At 44.9% G+C, this 22,924-nt stretch carries 19 protein-coding genes; 9 read left to right on the top strand and 10 right to left on the bottom strand.

Going from position 1 to position 22,924, the window contains the following annotated elements:
* The first annotated feature begins 150 nt into the window (after nt 1-150).
* Together SHAL_RS18580 and SHAL_RS18585 are read left to right on the top strand one after the other, a co-directional pair.
* A complete protein-coding gene (locus SHAL_RS18580; RefSeq protein ID WP_041416578.1) occupies nt 151-2,061 on the top strand; it encodes an ABC transporter ATP-binding protein in 1,911 nt (636 codons plus the stop codon).
* 108 nt (nt 2,062-2,169) lie between these two features.
* A complete protein-coding gene (locus SHAL_RS18585) occupies nt 2,170-2,625 on the top strand; it encodes a TIGR02444 family protein (protein ID WP_041416580.1) in 456 nt (151 codons plus the stop codon).
* 226 nt (nt 2,626-2,851) lie between these two features.
* Here SHAL_RS18585 and SHAL_RS18590 read toward each other — a convergent pair whose 3' ends face one another.
* The gene (locus SHAL_RS18590) at nt 2,852-4,447 is read right to left on the bottom strand and encodes a GMC family oxidoreductase (protein WP_012278658.1); all 1,596 of its coding nucleotides are present in this window, start codon (nt 4,445-4,447) and stop codon (nt 2,852-2,854) included.
* Between the two features lie 48 nt (nt 4,448-4,495).
* Nucleotides 4,496-5,014: a hypothetical protein gene (locus tag SHAL_RS18595; protein WP_012278659.1), complete on the bottom strand. Its 519-nt coding sequence runs from the start codon at nt 5,012-5,014 to the stop codon at nt 4,496-4,498.
* Between the two features lie 167 nt (nt 5,015-5,181).
* Between SHAL_RS18595 and SHAL_RS18600 the strand changes: the two genes are divergently transcribed.
* The 3 genes from SHAL_RS18600 (at nt 5,182) to SHAL_RS18610 (ending at nt 7,450) form a co-directional block, all read left to right on the top strand.
* Nucleotides 5,182-6,162, top strand: a complete 981-nt coding sequence (locus tag SHAL_RS18600) for a hydrolase (RefSeq protein ID WP_012278660.1) — start codon at nt 5,182-5,184, stop codon at nt 6,160-6,162.
* Nucleotides 6,156-6,410 (top strand): YheU family protein, encoded by a 255-nt coding sequence (locus SHAL_RS18605; RefSeq protein WP_012278661.1) that lies wholly within the window; start codon nt 6,156-6,158, stop codon nt 6,408-6,410. Before SHAL_RS18600 ends, SHAL_RS18605 begins: the two co-directional genes overlap by 7 nt.
* Nucleotides 6,411-6,562: 152 nt before the next feature.
* Complete coding sequence (locus SHAL_RS18610) at nt 6,563-7,450, top strand: phosphoribulokinase (RefSeq protein ID WP_012278662.1); 888 nt, start codon at nt 6,563-6,565, stop codon at nt 7,448-7,450.
* A 664-nt stretch (nt 7,451-8,114) separates the two neighbouring features.
* Here the strand turns inward: SHAL_RS18610 and SHAL_RS18615 are convergent.
* On the bottom strand, nt 8,115-8,897 hold the full coding sequence (locus SHAL_RS18615; protein WP_012278663.1) for a tetratricopeptide repeat protein: 783 nt from the start codon (nt 8,895-8,897) through the stop codon (nt 8,115-8,117).
* 454 nt (nt 8,898-9,351) lie between these two features.
* Here SHAL_RS18615 and crp point away from each other — a divergent pair, with 454 nt between their 5' ends.
* The 4 genes from crp (at nt 9,352) to SHAL_RS18635 (ending at nt 12,512) form a co-directional block, all read left to right on the top strand.
* Nucleotides 9,352-9,987, top strand: coding sequence for a cAMP-activated global transcriptional regulator CRP (gene crp / locus SHAL_RS18620; RefSeq protein WP_012278664.1), 636 nt, complete (start codon nt 9,352-9,354; stop codon nt 9,985-9,987).
* Between the two features lie 83 nt (nt 9,988-10,070).
* Nucleotides 10,071-10,406, top strand: a complete 336-nt coding sequence (locus tag SHAL_RS18625) for a PepSY domain-containing protein (protein WP_012278665.1) — start codon at nt 10,071-10,073, stop codon at nt 10,404-10,406.
* 109 nt (nt 10,407-10,515) lie between these two features.
* Nucleotides 10,516-11,190, top strand: a complete 675-nt coding sequence (locus SHAL_RS18630; RefSeq protein WP_012278666.1) for a response regulator transcription factor — start codon at nt 10,516-10,518, stop codon at nt 11,188-11,190.
* A complete protein-coding gene (locus tag SHAL_RS18635) occupies nt 11,187-12,512 on the top strand; it encodes an ATP-binding protein (RefSeq protein ID WP_012278667.1) in 1,326 nt (441 codons plus the stop codon). The genes SHAL_RS18630 and SHAL_RS18635 overlap by 4 nt, the downstream gene beginning before the upstream one ends.
* Before the next feature lie 160 nt (nt 12,513-12,672).
* Here the strand turns inward: SHAL_RS18635 and SHAL_RS18640 are convergent, their stop codons facing one another.
* The 7 genes from SHAL_RS18640 to SHAL_RS18670 all read right to left on the bottom strand — a co-directional run bounded on the left by SHAL_RS18640 (nt 12,673) and on the right by SHAL_RS18670 (nt 22,871).
* Entirely contained in the window at nt 12,673-13,473 is an 801-nt protein-coding gene (locus SHAL_RS18640) for a DUF1338 domain-containing protein (protein ID WP_012278668.1), read from the bottom strand.
* 142 nt (nt 13,474-13,615) lie between these two features.
* On the bottom strand, nt 13,616-15,076 hold the full coding sequence (astD, locus tag SHAL_RS18645) for a succinylglutamate-semialdehyde dehydrogenase (protein WP_012278669.1): 1,461 nt from the start codon (nt 15,074-15,076) through the stop codon (nt 13,616-13,618).
* 9 nt (nt 15,077-15,085) lie between these two features.
* Complete coding sequence (gene astA / locus SHAL_RS18650; protein ID WP_012278670.1) at nt 15,086-16,105, bottom strand: arginine N-succinyltransferase; 1,020 nt, start codon at nt 16,103-16,105, stop codon at nt 15,086-15,088.
* 133 nt (nt 16,106-16,238) lie between these two features.
* A complete protein-coding gene (locus tag SHAL_RS18655) occupies nt 16,239-17,456 on the bottom strand; it encodes an aspartate aminotransferase family protein (protein ID WP_012278671.1) in 1,218 nt (405 codons plus the stop codon).
* A 659-nt stretch (nt 17,457-18,115) separates the two neighbouring features.
* Nucleotides 18,116-19,258 (bottom strand): HDOD domain-containing protein, encoded by a 1,143-nt coding sequence (locus SHAL_RS18660; RefSeq protein ID WP_012278672.1) that lies wholly within the window; start codon nt 19,256-19,258, stop codon nt 18,116-18,118.
* Nucleotides 19,259-19,442: 184 nt separating this feature from the next.
* Nucleotides 19,443-21,947 (bottom strand): S9 family peptidase, encoded by a 2,505-nt coding sequence (locus SHAL_RS18665; protein ID WP_012278673.1) that lies wholly within the window; start codon nt 21,945-21,947, stop codon nt 19,443-19,445.
* Between the two features lie 351 nt (nt 21,948-22,298).
* Nucleotides 22,299-22,871: an anthranilate synthase component II gene (locus SHAL_RS18670; protein WP_012278674.1), complete on the bottom strand. Its 573-nt coding sequence runs from the start codon at nt 22,869-22,871 to the stop codon at nt 22,299-22,301.
* Nucleotides 22,872-22,924 lie beyond the last annotated feature (53 nt).

The following is a 22,924-nucleotide window of genomic DNA, read 5'->3' on the forward strand; positions in this document are numbered from 1 at the left end:
TTAAATTCCTTTACAGATATGTCCAACATTTTGCCATAAAAGCAGCGTTATGACCGTACTTTTCTAGGATCCACCATAGAAGTAACCATGGGTTCTAGGCTATTATCTGTCCCCAATATTTGCTGTTACTCTGACTTAAAGCCGACTTCAATGATCACCATCACTCAAGCTCAACTCGTTCGTGGCTCGAAAACCTTGCTCGATGAAACTTCATTAACCGTCTATCCAGGCCACAAGGTCGGCCTAGTAGGAGCAAACGGCAGCGGCAAGTCTTCATTACTTGCGCTTATCTTAGGCAAAATCAGCCTCGATAAGGGTGAGTTTACTATGCCTAGCGGCTGGCAGATGGCCACCGTGGCACAGGAAACACCGGCACTTGACGTTGCGGCAATTGAGTATGTGATTGATGGAGATAGTGAATATCGTGAACTTGAAGCACAGCTACATGCAGCCCAAGAAGCCGACGATGGCCATAAAATTGCACTCTTACATGGCAAAATTGATGCGATTGGCGGCTATGCCATACATTCACGCGCCGCAAGCTTACTCGCCGGCCTTGGGTTTAGCGAACAAGAGCAACGCAATCCAGTAAAGAGCTTCTCGGGTGGTTGGCGTATGCGTCTTAACTTAGCCCAAGCGCTGCTATGTCGCTCAGATCTACTGCTTCTCGATGAGCCAACCAACCACTTGGACTTAGACACCATGTATTGGTTAGAAGGCTGGATTAAGGCTTATCAAGGTACGCTAATTCTTATCAGTCACGACCGCGACTTTATTGATGGCATTGTCGATGAGATCGTCCATGTCGAAAACACCAAGCTGAACTACTACAAAGGTAACTACACCTCGTTTGAGCGTGTCCGTGCCGAACGTATGGCGCAGCAGCAAGTGGCATTTGAGCGTCAGCAAAAAGAGCGCGCTCATATGCAGTCTTTTGTTGACCGCTTCCGTTATAAAGCCAGTAAGGCTAAGCAGGCTCAAAGCCGCTTAAAAGCGCTTGAACGTATGGCAGAGCTACTGCCATCACAAGCTGACAGTCCGTTCCATATGGCTTTTAGAGAGCCTGAAGCTCTACCTAATCCACTGGTAACAATGGAGCAAGTGTCTATCGGTTACGGTGAAACTGAGATCCTTAAGAAGGTTCACCTCAACCTTGTTCCCGGTGCACGCATCGGTTTATTGGGTCGCAACGGTGCGGGTAAGTCGACGCTGGTAAAGCTACTTTCTGGTGAGCTGTCACCGATGAAAGGCAAGTATGAAACCAATCCAGGCTTAAATATCGGCTATTTTGCCCAGCATCAGCTGGAATTTTTAAGCTTAGATGACTCACCACTACAGCATATGGTGCGCCTGGCTCCAACGACTAAAGAGCAGGAGCTACGTAACTTCCTTGGTGGTTATGGTTTCAATGGTGATATGGCTTTAGCGCCAGTTAGACCTTTCTCTGGCGGCGAAAAAGCACGTTTAGTATTAGCACTTTTAGTATGGCAGCGCCCTAACCTATTGCTACTCGATGAACCGACCAACCACTTAGACCTAGAGATGCGTCATGCGCTGACCATGGCACTACAGACTTTTGAAGGCGCAATGATTATCGTCTCACACGATAGACACTTATTGCGTTTAAGCTGTAGTGACTATTATCTTGTCGACCAAGGTGAAGTCAAAAGCTTTGAAGGTGACTTAGATGATTACCATCAGTGGTTACTCGATGCGTCAAAAACCGCAGGCAAAGAGGAAGACAGCGACGCGAGCAAGCCTGTTCAAGATAAAAAGCAGCAAAAACGCTTAGAAGCCGAGCTTAGACAAAAGCTGTCGCCACTTAAAAAAGTACAGGCTAAGCTAGAAAAAGAGCAGCAAAAAGCCAACGACCGCTTAAAAGAGTTGGAAGATATGCTGGCTGATATCAGCCTATATGATGCCGAGAATAAGGCTACGCTTACTCAAGTATTAGCCGATAGAACCGCTTTGACTCAAGGACTTGAAGAAAGCGAAATGGAATGGCTTGAGATCCAAGAAGAAATTGAAAGCATTGAACAAGGTGTTCACGCTGAAATTTAAGTAAAGTCATATTTATACCAATCAATAAAAAGGGAAGCATTGCTTCCCTTTTTATTTGCCATAATAATCGGTATTAATCTTCAGCAAAAACGTAAAGAATTAGATTTGATGACATCAGCAAATAACCTCCCACCCAATTTATGGCACGACTGTGATGTCATCTACGAGCAGCATCAAAGCCTGTGTTTGCAGCTACAAGATGACCACCAGCTCAATGTTAATCTACTGCTATTAGCGATTTGGCTCGATAAACAGCATCAAAGGCTTACACTAGCGCATTGGGCTCAATTACAGCAAGACGTCTTTGTATGGGAACAAAAACTGTTATTACCTTACCGAAAATTAAGACGCCTAGGCAAAACCAGCCTCAACAAAGAGGAATATCAACAGATGTTAAGCCTAGAGTTAATGCTAGAGCGTAAATCTCAGGCGATGATTTTAAATGCGCTTGAATCGATGCAGCTTGAACAGCAAACAAGCACCGACACCCGCGATAACCTCAGCCACTATTTATCCCTATTTGACCTCGATAGCCACGACTACCTCTCACTACGAGGTCACTAGCATCACAATAAAAAAGCGAGTCAATGGATCTAATACCGTTCACTTAAGCAAGTTACCCAGAGAAAATTCGATGACTTCGAAAGATAAGAGTGGACCACGAAGAGAAGCAACCTCGAGCTTTTTCTTTTCTTCGTGTCCTCTGTGTAGCAAATGAAGTAAACACTTCGTGGTTTATCGCTTTTAAAGCAAAGAACCCAGTTTGTGCTGGGTTCATGTTTTCTGTTGATTAATTAGGTTTGGGCTTAAGCTTCTCTGCTAGCCGAGTCGCGTTTCTTGCGGTAATGCCATAGATAGATAGCTGCGGGTTTGCCCCTAAGCTGGTCGGGAATATCGAGCCGTCCATCACCGATAAGTTTTCGAAATAGTGAGACTCGCCGAAACTGTTAACCATAGATAATTTTGGGTCTTCTCCCATAGGGCAGCCGCCCATGACATGCGCCGATGCAACAACGGTTTTAAGTGGCGCCAGCTCCATATCCTTAATGGCTTTTTTGGCCTCTTTCCAGCTCGACAGATAGGGCATCCCCTCGCTAATCGGCAGTACTTGCTGCGCGCCTGCGGCAAACTGCAGCTCGGCCATACTGGCATAGGCTCGCCTTGCTGCACGCCAAAATGCATCGGTGAGCGGGTAATCTAAGGTGCTGCCATACTCGGTTAGCTTGACCTGCCCGCCTTGGCTATTTTCATGATAGCCATCTCTCACTAGGGCAATAGTCACCTGTAATTGATTAAACTTTTCCATCAAGTGTGCGTGACTTTTACCGTAACCAATAGTTTTTGAGGCGATCAAAATCGGATGAATTGGCGGGACTTCGAGTTTATAGCCTAGCTCACCATCGGCGCTATTCTGCCAGACAAATTCATCGGAATAGATAGACTGAGGCGCACCGCTGTGGCCATTAATCGGGTCGCTAAACACCGCGCCACTCAACAAGGTCGGATGCAAGAAAGTACGCTTACCTATAACCTCATGTGGATCGGGAAGTTTAGAGCGTAACATGATGGTCGGCGTATGAATGGCACCTGCGGCCAAGATATAATGCTTAGCCTTAAACATGACTTCGACTGGCAAGGGTTTCATCTTTTTGTCGACCGCTTGGGCTTTAACCGCAAAAATCTTGTCGTTGTGATACTCAAGCTTAATGACTTGAGCTTGACTCACCAATGTGGCCCCACGTTCGAGGGCCGCGGGGATGGTGGTGACCAACATGGACTGTTTAGCGTTTACCGGGCAGCCCATGCCGCAATATCCCGTATTCCAACAGCCAAGCACATTGCGCTTAATCACAGTGTAATCCCAACCGAGCTGTTCGCAGCCCTGCTTTAATGCTTGGTTATTACGGTTAGGCTCATAGGCCCACTTGCTGATATTGAGTCGCTGCTCCATCTTCTCAAACCAAGGGTCAAGCTCTGAGCGAGAAAGGCCTGTAACGGATTTCGTTTTGGCCCAATATTCAAGAGCAGGCTCAGGTGTGCGAATAGAGGTGGTCCAGTTAACCGTAGTTGAACCGCCCACCGCGCGCCCCTGAAATATGCCAATGGCCTTATCTGTGGTCTTCATACCCGCCGCTTGTTGGTAGAGGTCGGGATAGGCGACTCGCTCCTCCATGACAAAGTCTTTCGAAGACTTAAGCGCCCCCCCCTCGACGATAATCACCGACAGGCCTGCCTCTGTCAGAATTTCTGCCGCGACACCGCCGCCCGCGCCACTACCAACAATGACGACATCGGCCTCTAAGGATTGGTTTTCGGTGAGCTTAGAGGCATTTATATGTGCCCAGCCTGAATCTAAGCCAATTACGATTGGATCTTCAATGGCCACAAGCTACCCCTTCCCCATAGTGTTTATTAATAACATCACTTCATATCCTCAAGAGTTCATATCTTCAAGGAACGTCGGCTTAGCATAATGCAATCGACTCCAGTGGTCAGGGCTGGAGTAATAACTCGCCAGTACTAATTCTCGCAATCCTTGGTAAGCAGTAACCATCATGTCCATGTAGCTTGTACGCCAACTTTGTAGCATCTCAATCAGCTCAGGCTGGTTACGTAACATCAAGGGGGTCATGCTACCGGTCAAAATCAGTAGACCTAAGCGCCCTTCAAGCATTTCGAGCAGCTGCTCGAGCTCAGCTTGGCTTTCTTGAGGGAGGATAGAGATGGTGTGTTCAATGGAATCTAAGGTACGGTTTATCGCGTCGCGTTTTAATGTAGCAACATCTGGCAGGGCGCCATCTAAAAATACCGGCACAAGAACACTAAATAACAAACGATGTTTGTCATCAAGCTCTTTATTGACACTGACATAATCCGACGAGCAATAATTAACTCCCAGCGCCAAGCATGCTGTTCCGGCTAATGCAGTCGTGATAAAAGTACGTCGCTCCATCGCGTCCTCTCACTCCTATTATTGATTTCACTGCGTCCAAACATCACTGCCCAGACACTGACAGCGGCAAACAAAGCGAATAAAAATACCGGTTCAAAATCTATGTTACACTCTGTTGACAATAACAATTAAACATACGTTTTAATTTTCAGCAATAGCCAATTACTATGAGCCAGATATTTTCTCCCCCTTGGTGGGCCAAAAATCCCCATATCCAGACGATTTTGCCAGTACTCACTAAAGTGGACAGACCACAACTGCGGCGTGAACGGTTAGAGCTTAGCGACGGTGATTTTATTGATCTCGATTGGCAAGGTTCACCTAGAGATGAACAGCCCATATTGGTGATTATTCACGGCTTAGAGGGGAGTGCACAATCCCATTACGCACGCCGTATGCTCGCAGCCAGTAAGGCGTTAAACCTATGCACAGTGGTACATCATCACCGTAGCTGCTCCGGCGAACTCAACCGACTCCCTCGGGGGTATCACAGCGGTGATACTCAAGATCTGCAAACCAGCTTGAGTCACTTAAAGACTCTACACCCTAACTGTCGCTTACTCGCGGTTGGCTATAGCTTAGGCGGCAATGTATTGGTCAAATATCAAGGTGAACAGCAAGATAACAGCTTAATTGACCGAGGTGTTGCAGTCTCTGCCCCTCTGCAGCTGGGCTCCTGCGCCAACCGATTGGAAAAAGGCTTCTCTAAGCTCTACCAAAGCTACCTTATCAAGCAGCTTCAGCAGAAGATGCGCGGTAAAGTGGCAAGACCTGAACTCGCGCCCCTGATGCCAATTAGTCAGAGCGAGATTAATCGACTCACTACCTTCTACGCATTCGATGATAAGATCACTGCGCCATTACACGGTTTTGCCGATGTCCACGATTACTATACTCGTGCTAGCGGCTTGCCATACTTAAGCCAGATCACTAACCCGACCTTAGTGATGCATGCTAAAGACGATCCCTTTATGACCCATGCGGTGATCCCATCTCAGTCTCAGCTATCTGAGCAAGTGCAATATGAACTGCACGAAAATGGTGGCCATGTGGGGTTTATCGATGGAGGAAGTCCGTGGCGCCCCCAATATTATCTTGAAAAACGTGTATTGAATTTTTTAACCTCATTGGAAATATCCTTATGTTAGTGCCTTATGAGTCTTTAACTCAGTTACCTAGCGAAACTTTTGACAACCTCATCAAAGAATATTTAATCAGCCAGGTGGAAGATGGCAGCTTCTCTGGCGATGGCGAGCACTGCATGGATAAAGCAACTATCCAGTGTAAAGCTGCACTCAAGCAGGGTATTTTGGTCGTTGAATACAATGAAGAAGAGGAGTCCATCGGCATAAGGCGTAAAGAAGATGTCGTGTATCAAGAGGTGGATAGCGATTAAGCCTCACGTTTAGGTCATAGATTGACCTAAACGCAGCGAGTCCGTATAACTTAAGATACTAAACCGCAATCTGCTTACCAGTAGTCACTATAGTTAGCCTAAATAGGCGAAGGTAAAAGTGATAGTTAACTATCTATATTTTGGGTAAAAAAATGTCAGCGAAACATCCTATTATTGCAGTAACTGGCTCCTCTGGTGCAGGCACGACGACCACGACAACCGCATTCAACCATATCTTTAGGCAACTAGGTATCAACGCCGCGATTGTTGAAGGTGATAGTTTTCATCATTTCACCCGCCCAGAAATGGCGGTGATGATCCGCAAAGAGAAGACCGAGAATCGAAATATTAGCTATTTCGGTCCAGAAGCCAATGACTTCAACCGCTTAGAGCAGTGCTTTGGCGATTACAGTAATACCGGACAAGGTGAGACGCGAGCCTACTTACACACCTTCGATGAAGCAGTGCCATTTAACCAGATGCCCGGCACCTTTACCCAATGGCACCCTCTGCCAGAAAATACCGACATGCTTTATTACGAAGGTTTACATGGTGGGGTTGTCACCGATGGCTGCGATGTAGCTCAGCATGTCGATCTGCTCATAGGCATGGTGCCAATCGTCAATCTTGAGTGGATCCAAAAAATTATTCGAGACACCTCAGAGCGCGGTCATAGCCGTGAAAAAGTGATGGACTCGATTGTGCGTAGCATGGATGATTATATTAATCATATGACACCACAGTTTTCTCGTACTCATATCAATTTCCAGCGTGTACCAACGGTTGATACATCAAATCCATTTAGCGCAAAAAGCATTCCTACGTTAGATGAAAGCTTTGTGGTGATCCGTTTTCGTGGTATCAAAAATGTTGACTTCCCCTATTATCTACGAATGATCCAAGGCTCATTTATGTCTCGGGTCAATACTCTCGTAGTACCTGGTGGAAAAATGTCATTGGCGATGGAGTTAATTCTAACCCCACTGGTAAAAGACCTGATGGATAAGCGACTACAGCTTATTGCCCAAGAAGGTGAGTAACTTTAGCTAAGTCACGGACTATTAAGTTTAGTTTAAGCCTGCTTATGTAGACTGCGCTTATCGGGATTTCAGGCGAAAGAACGATAAGTTAGCAGTCCCTTGGAGGTAAATTCCCCCATCTTGATCTGTTTGTTTCCTTGGGATTGCTAACTGACCTCTTCTTAGCTTTTTAATTCAAAAACAAAATTTAGAAACTTAAATAGTAAATTCCACCTTCACGCTTGATCTGTTTGTTTCCTTGGGATTGCTGACTGACCTCTTCTTAGCTTTTTAATTCAAAAACAAAATTTAGAAACTTAAATAGCAAATTCCACCTTCACGCTTGATCTGTTTGTTTCCTTGGGATTGCTAACTGACCCACCTTAAATTCTAAAATAAAACTTCAAAGCAAATTTCCAAAGTAAATTCCATCTTCATGCTTGATCTGTTTGTTTCCTTGGGATTTCTGACTGACCTTTCTAACCTTAAAACTCCAAAGTAAATTCCACCTTCACGCTTGATCTGTTTGTTTCCTTGGGATTGCTAGCTGACCTCTTCCAAAATTTTTAAGCTAAAGAAAGCGTTATATGCGGGCTAGATTGAGGATGTTTAGATTTATTAGCTACAAAAAAAGCTCCTATTTAGGAGCTTTCTATTCATGAGTGCTATCAACTACCAGTCATAGTTAATTACCAATTAACGGTAATACTTCACGATAAGGTTCATAGTTTTGATAGGTTTTTAAACGTTGCTTAAACTCAGCCGTTTTACTTTGATCTGCACTTAAATCTAACGCTTTAATGGCTTTTTGCTGAGTCGAGATAGCGGCGTTAAAATCACCTATTTCGGCATATGCGGCAGCAAGGTTATCTAAGTTTGTCGGGTCTTGCTCATTTGACTCCAGCAATGCAAGTGATAACTCTAGCGCCTTATTGCCATTACGATATTGCGCTTCTGGACAGGTCGCCAAAATCCAAGCAACATTACCTAGGGAAGCCATATCCCCTACCGCATTAAACTGATCGACTGCCTTACCACAGTTACGCTCAACCCCTTGGCCACCAGCAGCATAAATAAAACCCAGTCTAAAATTAGCCCACTTATTTCCCTGCTGACTCAATTTGCTATACCACAGCTCTGCCGTCGATATGTCGCGCTTAATCAAGCTACCTTCAAATGCTAAATCAGCGATAGTCTGCTGTGCTTTTACATGTCCAAGCTCGGCAGCATCGGTGAGCCACTGCATTCCCAAGTCTCTATCTTGTGCGACAAAACGACCAGATAAGTACATTAAACCCAAAAGATATTGTGCATCTTCATCCCCCTGGGTCGCTTTTAGTTGTATGTGTGCTAAACGGCTTGCCTCTTCGGCGCCTTGAGGTTGCGGAATAGAGAACGCGCTAGCCCCATTGCTTAAAGCTAAAAAAAAGACCACCACAGTATTTAAAATCCAAGGTCTACATCTCATGAAGGGCTCCTACAACGCATTAAAAATGACTGTGAACAAGAAAATAGCTACCGTCTTTTTATATTATTCTGTCTCAAGTTAGCCAGAAGTTGGTCAAAAAGTCGAGTGCAAATAACTCCGGGTTGCTAATGAGAATTGTTTTACATCGATAATATTTCGCAATTTGAGGCAATAAATACACGCAGAAATCCAGCCCAGCATTCATTCGAGATAAAAATGATTGTAACAAGATGTGATACAAGCCTAATTGTTAACTCAACAATCAGGCTTAGTAGCGGATTCAGTTGACATATATCACTAATGTATCAAAATACCCTATATCTAAATGGTTATTCAGCTTTGGTTAAGTCGATCTAAAGTAAGACTTCTATCAAGGTTTTAATCACTTAATTGACGTAAGATACTTAATTAGCATATTCTTACTTTTAATGTAAATCAGCCGAGGAACATAGGCATGGCTCTGATTGGAAAGCCAAAACCAGATCCAACTTTGGAATGGTTTTTATCACACTGTCACATTCATAAATATCCAGCCAAAAGTACTTTGATCCACGCTGGTGAAGATTCTGATACGCTTTACTACATAGTGAAAGGCTCTGTAGCTGTCTTGATTAAAGACGAAGAAGGTAAAGAGATGATTCTTTCTTACCTAAACCAGGGTGACTTCATCGGTGAGCTTGGCTTGTTTGAAGAACAAGCTGAACGTACTGCATGGGTTCGCGCTAAGCAAGCTTGTGAAATTGCTGAGATCTCTTATAAGAAGTTCAAGCAATTAATCCAAGTTAACCCTGAAATTCTGATGAAGCTTTCATCTCAGATGGCTTACCGTCTGCATAGCACAAGTCAAAAAGTAGGTGATCTTGCTTTCCTTGATGTTGCTGGAAGAATTGCACAGACATTGCTTCACCTTGCTAAGCAGCCAGATGCGATGACGCATCCTGATGGCATGCAAATTAAGATCACTCGTCAAGAGATTGGCCAAATCGTTGGTTGTTCTCGTGAGACTGTGGGTCGAATCTTAAAAATGCTTGAAGAGCAAAGCCTTATTCAAGCTCACGGTAAAACTATCGTGGTTTACGGAACGCGCTAAGCCAGTATTAAGCTCGGTTTAAGACAGCTTCTATAAAGTGGCCTGAGATTATCTCAGGCCATTTTTTTTATTAGGAGTTCAGTGTGAAACTAGCATTATATCTATGCCTTTTGGCAGCGATGCTACACCAGCCTGCAGCGGTCGCTAATCAAAAAATTGAAGTTCAGCACTACGAAGCACAAACCTTAGTTAACAGCGGTCAAATCCTCTCTCTTGATGTCACTCTCAACAGTATTCAAGCCATGTGTAATGGCAAGCTTATTGATGCTCACTTATATCAACATCAAGGCAAGTGGCGTTATGAGGTTCAGATTCGAACCTTAAAAGGACAGCTAGTAGATCTAGTGCTCGATGCGAGCACAGGCCAACTCGCTAAACCAGCCCAACTTCCAGCAAGCTGTAACACAGAAAAGCTGTAATAATGGCTTAAAAATCAAATCTTATTGCACCGAGGTGATACTTTTGGGTTAACATGAATTAACTCTGTAAATCGCCTGCCACTTTACACGGCACCATTGAGAGCACCCTATGAAATTACTTCTTGTTGAAGACAACACCTTGTTAGTAGAAGAGCTTATTAAGCAACTTAAGCAAGCTGGTTATGTTACTGATACAACAGATAAAGTCAGTGAAGCTGATTACCTAATCAAAGAAACCAACTACGACTGCGTCATTCTCGATATTGGTTTACCCGACGGCAACGGTTTGGAGCTACTAGAAACGTGGCGAGAGCAAGGTATTCATACCCCAGTCATTATGCTAACGGCCCGTAGCCAATGGCACGAGAAAGTCGAAGGCTTCAACTCAGGTGCGGATGATTACCTTGGTAAACCCTTCCATACTCAGGAGTTACTGGTACGTATTCAGGCACTCATTCAACGTGCCCACGGTAAGGCCAACACACCGAATAAACAGTTAACCTATGCAGGCGTTGCACTCGATGAAGGCCAGCAATCTGTGACTGTCGGCGAGCAGACATATGAACTTACCGCAATGGAGTTTAGGTTATTAAAAATCTTCCTTATGTCGCCTAAAAAACTCTTATCGAAAGCGCAGCTTACCGACAAGCTTTATCAGTTTGATGATGAAAAAGAGAGTAATGTGGTTGAAGTATATGTGACCCACCTACGTAAAAAACTCGGTAAAACGGCTATTGAAACTCGTCGCGGTCAAGGATATATCTTTCACGGCCTCGCTCAATGATATCAATCCGCACTAAACTAAGCCTGTGGTTAACAGGCTTAGTGGTGATAGCGACTGCCGTCGGCATTATCTTTTTTGAGTCCATGCTACGCCAAGCTTTTCACGACTCTATTATCGCCAGATTACAGGAAGACTTACAGCAAGTCCTGCTCGCGACACATCTCGAAGATGGCTCATTTAGCATCGATGAAACCCAACTTTCTAGCTTTTACCGCCCGGTCTATTCCGGCCGTTACTATCAATTGGATCTACCCGAACAAGAACTAAGATCCCGTTCGTTGTGGGATCAACGACTCGAAGTCGTCGATCTTGAGAAAGGTGAAACACGAGCCTGGCAGACGAAAGGGCCGCAAAATCACGATATCCAATTACTGTCTATTGGTCTGAAATCAGAAACATCGGGACTCAACGCCACCCTGACTGTTGCACAAGACTTGAGTATTGGCCGTAAAGTTTTCTCCGAAGTTTACGGCACCAAACTTATCGTGAATCTGGCGATGCTATTAGCGATGATCACTGGTATTTTCTTGGTCCTACGTCAATCATTTAAACCCGTAAATCAAATGAAAGACACCTTGGCAAAATTACGTGAAGGTGAAATTTCCTCATTCGACCTCAACTCTATTCCACTTGAGCTACAACCATTAGCCAAAAACTATAATGAACTGCTTACTTATTCCAGTAAGCAGATAGAGCGTAGTCGCAATAACTTAGGTAACCTGAGTCACGGCCTTAAAACACCACTGGCAGTTATGCAGCAGCAGGTTGAGGCCCTATTTTTAAAAGAACCAGACTCAGCTGAAGCCATGCAAAAGCAGCTCGATTTAGTCCATAAGATGATTGAGCGAAAACTGGCAGCGGCACGGATCACTGGCGACATGCTACCAGCAGCGCAGATGCAGCTGCCAAAAGATATCGAAGATCTAGCCCAAACCCTTAATAAGGTTCACCGCACTAAGTCTATCCACTGCCGCTTTGATATTCCCAGCGCGATTACTCGATTGCCGATGCACCGTGAAGACGGTATGGAGCTATTAGGTAATCTACTCGATAACGCTTATAAATGGGCAAGCTCAGAGATCAGGGTCTGTATTAGTCACCAAGATCAGCAGCTCAAATTGACCATTGAAGATGATGGTCCTGGGGTACAAACAGAAGAGCTCGCACAACTGACCCACAGAGGTAAACGTCTCGATGAGGCGACGATGGGCCACGGTTTAGGCTTGTCAATTGTTAAGGATATTGCTGAGCAGTACAAAGTTGAGCTCAAGTTTGAACATAGCCAGAGCCTATCGGGGCTGAAAGTTACGTTACTCTTCTAAAGGTTAAGTTAAGGCTAAAGGGCTTTAAGACAATAAAAAACCGGATTTTAGTCCGGTTTTTTATTACAAGATACAAGGCGTTCATTGCTAGCGCTTTGTACTAACGATTCACACTAAGCACTGACATTAGGCATTAGGCATTAGGCATTAGGCATTAATACTAGGCATTAACATTAGTACTCTCAAAGATCTTGTCCGCAGAAGTCGCCACAAAGCCTGTATAAAGCTTTCCGTCTGCTTGAGGATAGCGCAGAGCAAATTCATAAAAACAGCTAGGAATGTTAACTACTGCGTCTGAGAAGCTAACTGGGATCCTATCTGCCATGGTCGATGATTGCTCAAGTAATACATCGGCACTGCCTTTTACTTCACCGCCCGCAGCATTCAATACAAAGCCTGCCGCTTTTAAGGCATCGTTAACTTCAAATATAGTTTCATAATCAGGTAGGTGATTAATCGATACTGTGAAGTGGTTGGCTCGATAACCAAAAGCTGCCACCCAAGCTGCGTATTCACTCTCAGCTAATAGCGCCTCATAGGTCTTAGTATCAAGCTGCCAGTGACGGCCTGAGTACAAGAAGTTATCAGCCGTGGTTGCTGCGTGATCGATTTGCTCAATCAAGCCATTAACCGTCGCTTGTAGCTCTTCGCTAAACTCGTCAACTAACAACTCAGAGATAAACACCTTCGGCTGTGTGCTGTCCGGATGTTCAAAATGCTTAGCGTTAAGCTTCTTAGCCTCAAATTTATAGTCACCACTGGCGACATAGCCGATAGACTCAAAGTGCGCAGCCAACACCTCAAGATTAACCTTGGCAATATTAAAAGTTCGCAGCGCAATATGATCGTTGATGATCGCACCATTTTTAGACAATAGTTGATGAACTTTAGCCGCCGAGGGAGTCATTTCTATATAGTCTTGCCAAAGTGCTTCAAATAGTGCGTTTACATTCGTGTGCATTACAACTCCTTTTACACCTACGTACTTAGCTATTTATTTAGTTTGTTTAAGTCACGCGGCGTTACACATTTTAGGGATACAACTTGCTTATAAACAAAAGGGAAGCGCCCCGAGCGCTTCCCTTTTAATTTTTTGCTTGAGTTTAAAGGCTCAAACCTGGACTCAATGTCGCTGGTAGGCTGACCGCGTCGGCCTCAACAGAAGCGACAGGGTAGGCACAATAGTCAGCGGCGTAAAACGCACTTGCTCTATGGTTACCCGATGCGCCAACACCACCAAATGGTGCCGCACCTGACGCGCCAGTGATCTGCTTATTCCAGTTGACGATACCCGCACGAATACGTGCAAGGAAGTAGTCATAATCTTCACGGCTATCAGCCAAAATGCCAGCTGAAAGACCATAGCGAGTCGTGTTAGCAAGCTTAATAGCTTCATCAAAATCGCTATAACGCACCACTTGTAATAGTGGGCCAAAGTACTCTTCGTCTGGTAGCTCGATGACGCCTGTCACATCGATAAGACCTGGAGAAACTAAGCCTGTACCGGCTTCAATGTGAGTCAACTCAACCAGTGAGTTAGCACCTAAGTTCAGCAAGTTACGCTGCGCTTCTACCATGCCCTTTGCAGCCGTTTCAGAGATCATTGACCCCATAAATGGTTGTGGCTGTGCGTTCCAAGGACCGACTTTAATCTGCTTTATTGCTGCAACAAGTTGCTCAAGTAGCGCATCACCTGTCGCACCTTTTTCGACATAGAGGCGACGTGCACAGGTACAACGTTGGCCTGCTGAAATATACGCAGACTGAATAATGTCATGAACGGCGGCTTTAGTATCGGCGACATCTTTGATGATAAGTGGGTTATTACCGCCCATCTCTAATGCCAAAATCTTACCTGGATCGCCGGCATACTGCTGATGCAAGATATGACCCGTACGCGAGCTACCAGTAAAGAACAGACCGTCAATTTGTGGGTGAGCCGCAAGCGCCTTACCCGTTTCAACTTCACCTTGAACTAGATTAATCACGCCAGCTGGCAGACCCGCTTTTTCCCATAGTTTAAGCATCAGCTCTGCAACTTTTGGCGTGAGCTCTGATGGCTTAAACACCACGGTATTACCCGCAAGCAGCGCTGGTACTATGTGACCATTTGGTAAGTGACCAGGGAAGTTATAGGGGCCAAACACAGCAACAACACCATGTGGCTTATGGCGTAATACTGCACGGCCCGCTGGAGTCTCGCTTTCACTTGTGCCAGTACGTTTATGATAAGCCGCAACAGAAAGGCCTATCTTGCCTATCATCGCGCCCGCCTCTGTCGCCGTTTCCCACTGCGGCTTACCCGTTTCTTGGGCAATCACCTCAGCCATTTCGGCTTTGTTGGCTTCCAGTTGATCGCGGTAAGCTTCAACAATGGCTAGACGCCCTTCAAAGCCCAGCATAAACCAGTCAAATTGTGCATTACGCGCGGCATCAACTGCTTGAGATACTTGCTCTGGAGTGGCTGTTTTACTATTCCAAATCACTTCTTGGTTGGCTGGGTTAATTGATGTCACTTCGTGACCTAAACCTGCAACCCACTTACCTTCAATAAATTGTGTCATTTTCTATTCCTACATTGGCAATACGCGGATCTGCTCACCATCTGCAACCATAAGGGCTGCCGCGGTTTGTGCATCTAAGATCACGTCATCACAGTCGTCGACTACGGCTAAGTTGGCAGTGGTAGCGCGGTAATCCGCTAATTGAGTATTTGAAACGATATAGCTTTCGGCGTCACTTGGTGTTGCACCTATGGTGATAGTCAGTAAACGGCTTTCACGCACAGAGCGAATATCATGTAGATGGCATTCAACCGTAGGTCCACCATCAAAAATATCAACATAACCACGGCATCTAAAGCCCTCCGCTTGCAACAAATTAAGCGCTGGGCGGGTATTAGCATGAACTTCACCAATCACTTTTTGCGCTTCTTTTGGCAATAGGCATACATAGACCGCATTCTTAGGCATCATCTCTGCCATGAACGCTTTTTGGCTAAGGCCTGAAAGATAATCGGCCTGCACAAAATCGATACCTAAGAAGTGTTCTTGCAACCACCCATAGAAAGGGGAGTTACCATCGGCATCGCTTTCACCACGCATCTCTGCAATGACGGTTTCGCCAAACCGCTCTGCATGTTGAGCAAGAAACAAAAAACGACTTCTTGAAAGCATGCGACCATTATTATTTTTACGGTAGTGGCCGCGTAAGAAAAGCGTGCAAAGCTCTGCAGCGCCAGTGTAATCGTGGCAAAGGGTTAAGGTCTCGACCTCATTACGCACACCGATCTGCTCAGAGTGGTAAACCTCAGTACCCAGTCGATAGTGGTAAAAGGCATCAACCATGCCTACCGCAGCCTCTATACCACAAGTACCGACAACCTCGCCGGTTTCGGTATCTTCTAGCACCATCAAATAACCTTCATCGAAAGGTTTATCGATCTGCTTAGTAAACGACTCTTCTACTCGAGCAATTTTGCTCCTCAATAGATCTTCATTTACCGGTAGAGATGTGAATCCATGCCCTGACTCTTCCGCAATTTGGTATAGCGCTTTAAAGTCAGTCGATCGGATTGGACGTATAACTAACATCTAGGAGTCTCCTCGCTATCACTTGCCGTGTTCGTCAGCCTTACCAATATATGACAAGCACTGCTCAATAAACGGTCAAGTTATCCTAAAGACAAAAAAGGAGCGCTATCAGTGATAACACTCCGTATGCCTTTTAGGCTTCGACAACTTTAGCGACTGCACGCTCAAAGCGCGCTAGACCTTCAGCAATATCGGTTTCAGGGATCACTAGAGAAGGCGTAAAGCGAACAACATTTGCACCAGCAACAAGGCTCATTACGCCTTCGTTAATGCCTGCAACCAAGAACTCTTTTGCGCGTCCTTGATACTTGCTGTTGACGACTGCACCAATCAATAGACCTTGGCCACGAATTTCAGAGAATACATCATACTTGTCGTTGATCTTATTTAGACCATCGCGAAACAGTTGTTCACGGTGCTTAACGCCGTTCAATACTTCTGGCGTATTCACCACATCCATTACCGCATTACCCACAGCACAAGCTAGCGGGTTACCGCCATAGGTAGAACCATGGGTACCGATCTTAAGGTGAGCGGCGATCTCTTTTGTCGTTAGCATCGCAGCAATAGGGAAACCACCACCGAGTGCTTTTGCCGTTGTCAGTACATCAGGAACGACATCGCCACGCATATACGCATAGAGTTCACCGAGACGACCCACACCAGTTTGAACTTCATCAAAAACTAACAGTGCATTATGCTTATCACAAAGCGCACGAACCGCTTTTAAAAATTCAGGATCCGCATCAATAATGCCACCTTCACCTTGCAGTGGCTCCATCATTACCGCACAAGTCTTATCAGAAAATACGGCTTCTAATGCTTCAATATCGTTAAATGGCACATGTGTGATGCTCTGCGGCTTAGGACCAAATCCATCTGAGTATGCCGCTTGACCACCAACACTTACGGTGAAGAAAGTACGGCCGTGGAAGGCTTTATCGAATGCGATAATTTGATCTTTTTCAGCACCAAACTTATCCATGGCATAACGACGTACTAGCTTAAGCGCTGCTTCATTCGCTTCAGCACCTGAGTTAGCAAAATAAACGCGTTCGGCAAATGTCGCTTCAACAAGCTTGGTCGCAAGTTCAAGAGCTGGCTCGTTAGTCATCACGTTAGAAAGATGCCAAAGCTTCTCGCCTTGTGTCTTTAGCGCGCCAACCAAAGCAGGATGACAATGACCTAAACAGTTAACCGCAATACCACCAGCAAAGTCGATGTACTCTTTACCTTCTTGATCCCAAACTCGGCTACCTTCGCCACGGACTGGAATAACCGCTGAAGGCGCATAGTTAGGCACCATTACTTCGTCAAATTGGGCACGTGTAAGATTCATATTTACGCTCATTCCTTCTCATCCTTTGTCATTATCGACCTTTTAGCCGGTCGTATTCCGCTCAATGTCTTTATTTTTTGTAGGTGACATGGCGATTGTTTGTCTAACTAGGAAGACATTATTAGCTAAAATGTGATCAGAATGCCAGTTTTTAACAACATTCAGGTAACCTAAATGCGTAAACTCTGCATAAAGATTTGAGTTTTAGAATTAACAAAGCGGATATAGCGGGGCCTTAAGCATAAATAGTCATAAAAAAGTTGTCTAGCGCCAAAAAGCACTAGTTATTCAAAGTTAATGAATAACTAAATAGGTTTTAAAGGCTAGTTTAGTTAACGTTTATATGAATTATTGCCAACTAAATGCCCGTTTAAATTGATTAACAATAGGCCTTGCAAGGCTAGACGGATTGTATCCGCCTTATTGAAACTCCAACTTTGTCATTCTTATTCTGCTCAATATTGCATAAAGCACACAAAAATCACTCAAAAATCCAAGCTATAGGTATTACAACTTAGCTGAGAATTCATCCAAAACGGGAATAACAACTATCAATTTAAACAAGTTTATTACCCAATCGGATGGTTTAACGACCTCACTCGTCCAAAAGCTAGCCAAAACGAATCTATTCGCTCGATATCATCAATCAGCAGTTTGCGAAATGAGCATAGTTAAAACAGTGTCAGCTTACGGAAATGTTGCGCACTCAAACGGATCTGCTCCTGCTCCGAGAGCTGATAATAATCAAACATTAACCGAGATTCTGCGGGGGTAATGTTGCCAGCTTCTTTTAATAAATAGACCATAGCATAGCAATTAGCGCGCTCTATTAACGCCGAATCTTCATCCAGTTCAGCGTATATTAGGCTGGTATCAATACGCTTAAAGGTTTTGGTTAAACGGATTTCATCAAATTTAAGCAGGCTCAAGAGTTGCCAATTAAGAGTGCGACTATGAGCCAAAACTTGTTGGTAAACATCATTCGCAGGAAACTCTGTTGCCATCACCGCATCATAAAGCTCTTTATCGCGGCTTGCGCTCGCTTCTCTGAGCCAAGTCCCCCACATGTCATCAAATGTCTTTGCACATTGGTTAATCACGCAGGTAGTTCCCAGTTGACTCATCAAACTGCAACTATAAATAAATGCTGGCGCTTTCTCGTGTAAGGCGGCTAAAGTTTGAGCGGCTATCGCGGCGACAACACTGTAACGCCACAGTTTTCTTGTTAACCACAACATCTGTGGTTGTCCCGTTGGCATCAAGTTCCTAAGACAAAAATAGGGAATTAATGCTTGTAGGTTCTCAACCCCGATATAGTTAAGTACCAACTTAACATCGGTTACTTGTACATCTGATGAACTGGGTCTTCGATGCCTAAATGCCGGGCTATTAACTATATTCACCAGATCACGCTCAAGCCAAGGTAACGCAATAATTAATGGCTTAATCTGCATTAAGTCGACACGTTCTGAATATAATAACTCTAGCAAGGTGATCTGTTTCTCATCGAGCTTTGAATGCTTCAGCACCTGCTCAGGAGATGAGAGTTGATGCTCAATAGTGGTATTAACACTGCTTAGCAATTGCTTAGAAACAGCCTCAAAAACGGCCTTGTCTTGGTTCTGTTTAGCTATCCTTGCACGAATAGCCTCGCGTTCAACCTCAAGTTTATTAGCATCATCTTCCAATTCGGCATTAAGCTCATCGTCCATGCTAATAGACTTGCCGCGACCGACTATTAATTGCTTTAGTAGTCGATGCTCTATCTCTATGATTTGTGCAGGCTTAACGCCGCCTGCGACCGAAATTGCCACTGTTATATCCATCTCCCAGTATTAATATGTGACCAGTTTAACCACTTATCGATAACTTTGCTAAAACTGTTCTTAAAACAAACAAAAAGGACTCCCCAGAATGTATAGACCGGGGAGTCCTTTAGTTATACCAATCGCACTAAATATGTGATTGGAATTAATATCACAATCACTTAAAAGCTAACTACTTCAACTCTTGTTCAAATAACTTGTGAATGCGGCGATACTCATCCAACCAACTCGATGGCTGACGAAAACCATGGGGCTCAACCGGATAGATAGCCGTTTCAAACATCGGCTTCTCAAGCTCGATCAAACGCTGCACTAATCGCACGCTGTCTTGGAAGAACACGTTGTCATCTAATACGCCGCTCATAATCAGCAATGGCTTTTGTAATCCCTGTGCATGCTCAATCGGCGAGCTACGCTCATAGGCGATTGGATCAACATCAGGCGTATTTAAAATATTTGATGTGTATGGCGCATTGTAATGTGCCCAATCCGTTACAGGACGTAGCGCAGCACCAGCTTGGAATAGCTCAGGCTCATTAAACAGCGCCATAAAGGTTAAGAAACCGCCGTAAGATCCACCATAAGTGCCGACCTTACCCGCATCAACGTTGACGTTAGTCGCCATCCAATTAACACCATCTTTGAGATCTTCAACTTCAGGAGTGCCCATTTGACGATACACGGCTGTGCGCCAATCGCGGCCATATCCTTTTGAGCCACGGAAATCCATATCCATCACCACATAGCCTTGTTGAGCAAGTAAGTTATGGAACATGAACTCTCTAAAGTAACCGGAAAAGCCGTAATGCGCATTTTGCAAGTAACCTGCACCATGGTTAAAGATCACCGCAGGATACTTGTCTGCGTTGTCTTTACTATAACCTTGCGGCAGATATACTCGAGCGTAAACTTCACCTGCACCGTGGTTTGAAGGCACAGCTACCACCTCAGGCGCTTGCCATGCGTAGTTTTTAAATGCATCACTGGTGTAGTCAGTTAATTGCTTAAGTTCACCACCAATTGGCTGCACAAATAGTTCTGCAGGTTGGATACGAGTCGATGCATCTAATAGCAGCGCAGTTCCATCTGGGCTAAGGGTGTAATCAAGCTGACCTTGCCACTCGGTGAGTTGCTCATCTTTACCTGTGGCTATTTCTACGCGGTAAACGTTGTCGATCCCTGGGTGGGTCTTGTTGGCCTTGTAGTAAATAAACTCAGCCTTAGGCCCCAATGTGATATCACTGACCACAAACTGACCTTGAGTCAGAGCCTTAGCTTTCTCGCCTTGCTCTTTTAGATAGATGTGTGAAAAGCCAGTCTCTTCAGAGAGGTAGTACAAGCTATCGCTATTAGGTAGCCAACCATACTGGTTAAAGTTGTAGTTAACCCAAGCATCATCATGCAAACGGTGCTGGGTGGTTAAACTGCCCTTATCTAGGTTTACTGTGGCTATCCAGCGATCTTTATTATCGACCGCTTCTAACATCACAGCGACCTTGTCACCTGAATCTGTCCACTGAATCGCACTCTGTGACCAGCCCCAGTCTTGCATCAACTGTAAGTTACGTGGCGCTTTCTCACTCTTGTAACTGTCACCTTTTGCTTTAGCGTTCTCAGCCTTAACTGCGGCGAGTACATCTTCATCAAAGCCTGTTAAGCCTTCGATAGTAATGTCTTTCTTTGAATGGGTATTGAGATCAAGCAGCACTAGACGCTCACCCGGATCCTTATCTTCTGCGACACGGGCACGAGCAGGAACGGCATCGACATAACCATCTTTACCAAGGTAATTGGGCATAATGTCGTGCTCTGCTCGCCAGCTATAATCTTTATCTTTTAGCGCAACGAGCACGTAGCGGCCATCTGGAGACAGGCTTAGGTTGGTCACGACCTCTTTATCGCCTAGATACCAGATCTTGGCCGATATCGTCGGATCGACTTTAGCAAGTTCAGTCTTATAATCTTGTTTCGCCTTGGCATTATCTTGCTGCATGGCAACATACTGGATTAGCCGATGTTGCTGCTTGGCGATATAACTCGATGGTGCTTGAACCCCTTTCGGCTCCGCCGCCATCTTGATATTGGCGATCTCTTCTACCAAACCTGAGTCTTGATGAATTTTGAAAATATTATCGCCCAGCCAGTAGGCGATATCACCATTGTTTAGAAAGCGCACACCGTCAATCGCGGTGTTCTGGCGAGTCAGCTGCATCACCTTAGCGCTGTTAAGATCTTTTACGAATAAGTTGCCTTGGTAGATATAAGCTTTACGGCTCTTGTCATTATTTAACACACCACGGCGTTGATCGGCGCTGTGCAGCTGATTTAATGCCAGCTCACTTGCTGCTGTACCATCGATATTTTGCTGATAATAGGTTTTAGTCGGTGCGCCATGAGCTTGTCTAGCGAAGTAGATTGACTGACCGTCATCGCTCCAATAGGCCCCTTTAGCAAATAGCCCCATCCAGTCAGGATTAGCCATGATCTGATTTAACGTTAATGCTTGGTCTACTTGAGGAGGCGCCGATAAGGCGACTTGAGCTGTTTGGCTCGCTATATGGTTGGCACTTTGATTAGCTGCTTGAGCTTGGTCAGGAGAAACGCTGGTTGCACCGCAACCCGCTAATACTGCCAGTGATAGTGCACTAAAGCCGACATGACGAATGACGCTTTTCATTATCCATCCCTTTATTATTGGTATTTTTGCGGACTTTTATACCACACTTTGGCAACGTGATTATCTGAAAAAGCAGTAAATTTTGTAACAGATGGTAGCGTTTAGCTGATCTTGATAAAGTTTGCTAACAGCTCATGGCCTTGTTCGGTCAGGATAGATGCTCGGCTTAAGTATGAAACTGCATGTCATACTAGGTTCTTCCCAGATATACTCGAATAATACCGATTTAGGTGATTTGGATAAAGTTTGCTAACAGCTCATGGCCTTGCTCGGTCAGGATAGATGCTCGGCTTAAGTATGAAACTGCACGTCATACTAGGTTCTTCCCAGATATACCCGAATAATGCCGATTTAGGTGATTTGGATAAAGTTTGCTAACAGCTCATGGCCTTGTTCGGTCAGAATAGACTCCGGATGAAACTGCACACCATAGATCTTCTTAGCAGGCATACTCATCGCCATGATCTCTCGCCCATAAACAGGATCGTCAAACCAAGCATCTAAAGCAAAGCCCTCGGGTACACTATCGACCAGCAAAGAGTGATAACGGGTGACGGTTAGCGGGTTATTCAAACCACGAAATAAACCACTGTCGGTATGCGCTATGGCACTGGTTTTACCATGCATAACTCGCTTAGCACGAATAACATTCGCACCAAATACCTGTGCAATCGCCTGATGCCCTAAACAAACCCCAAGGATTGGCAGTTGGCCAACAAAGTGTTCAATAATTGATAACGACAGACCCGCCTCGTTTGGCGTACAAGGGCCAGGTGAGATCACTAAGTGACTCGGTGCTAAAGCCTCAATATCTTGGAGACTGATTTCGTCGTTGCGCTTAACCACAATCTCTTGCCCAAGCTGCTGAAAATACTGCACCAGATTAAAAGTAAATGAGTCGTAATTGTCGATCATTAAGATCATAAAAGATCCAAGAACCTATATCAATGTGGGTGATTTGGGCGCTGATGCTACCA

Source organism: Shewanella halifaxensis HAW-EB4, assembly GCF_000019185.1.
In the GTDB taxonomy this organism is placed as follows: Bacteria; Pseudomonadota; Gammaproteobacteria; order Enterobacterales; family Shewanellaceae; genus Shewanella; species Shewanella halifaxensis.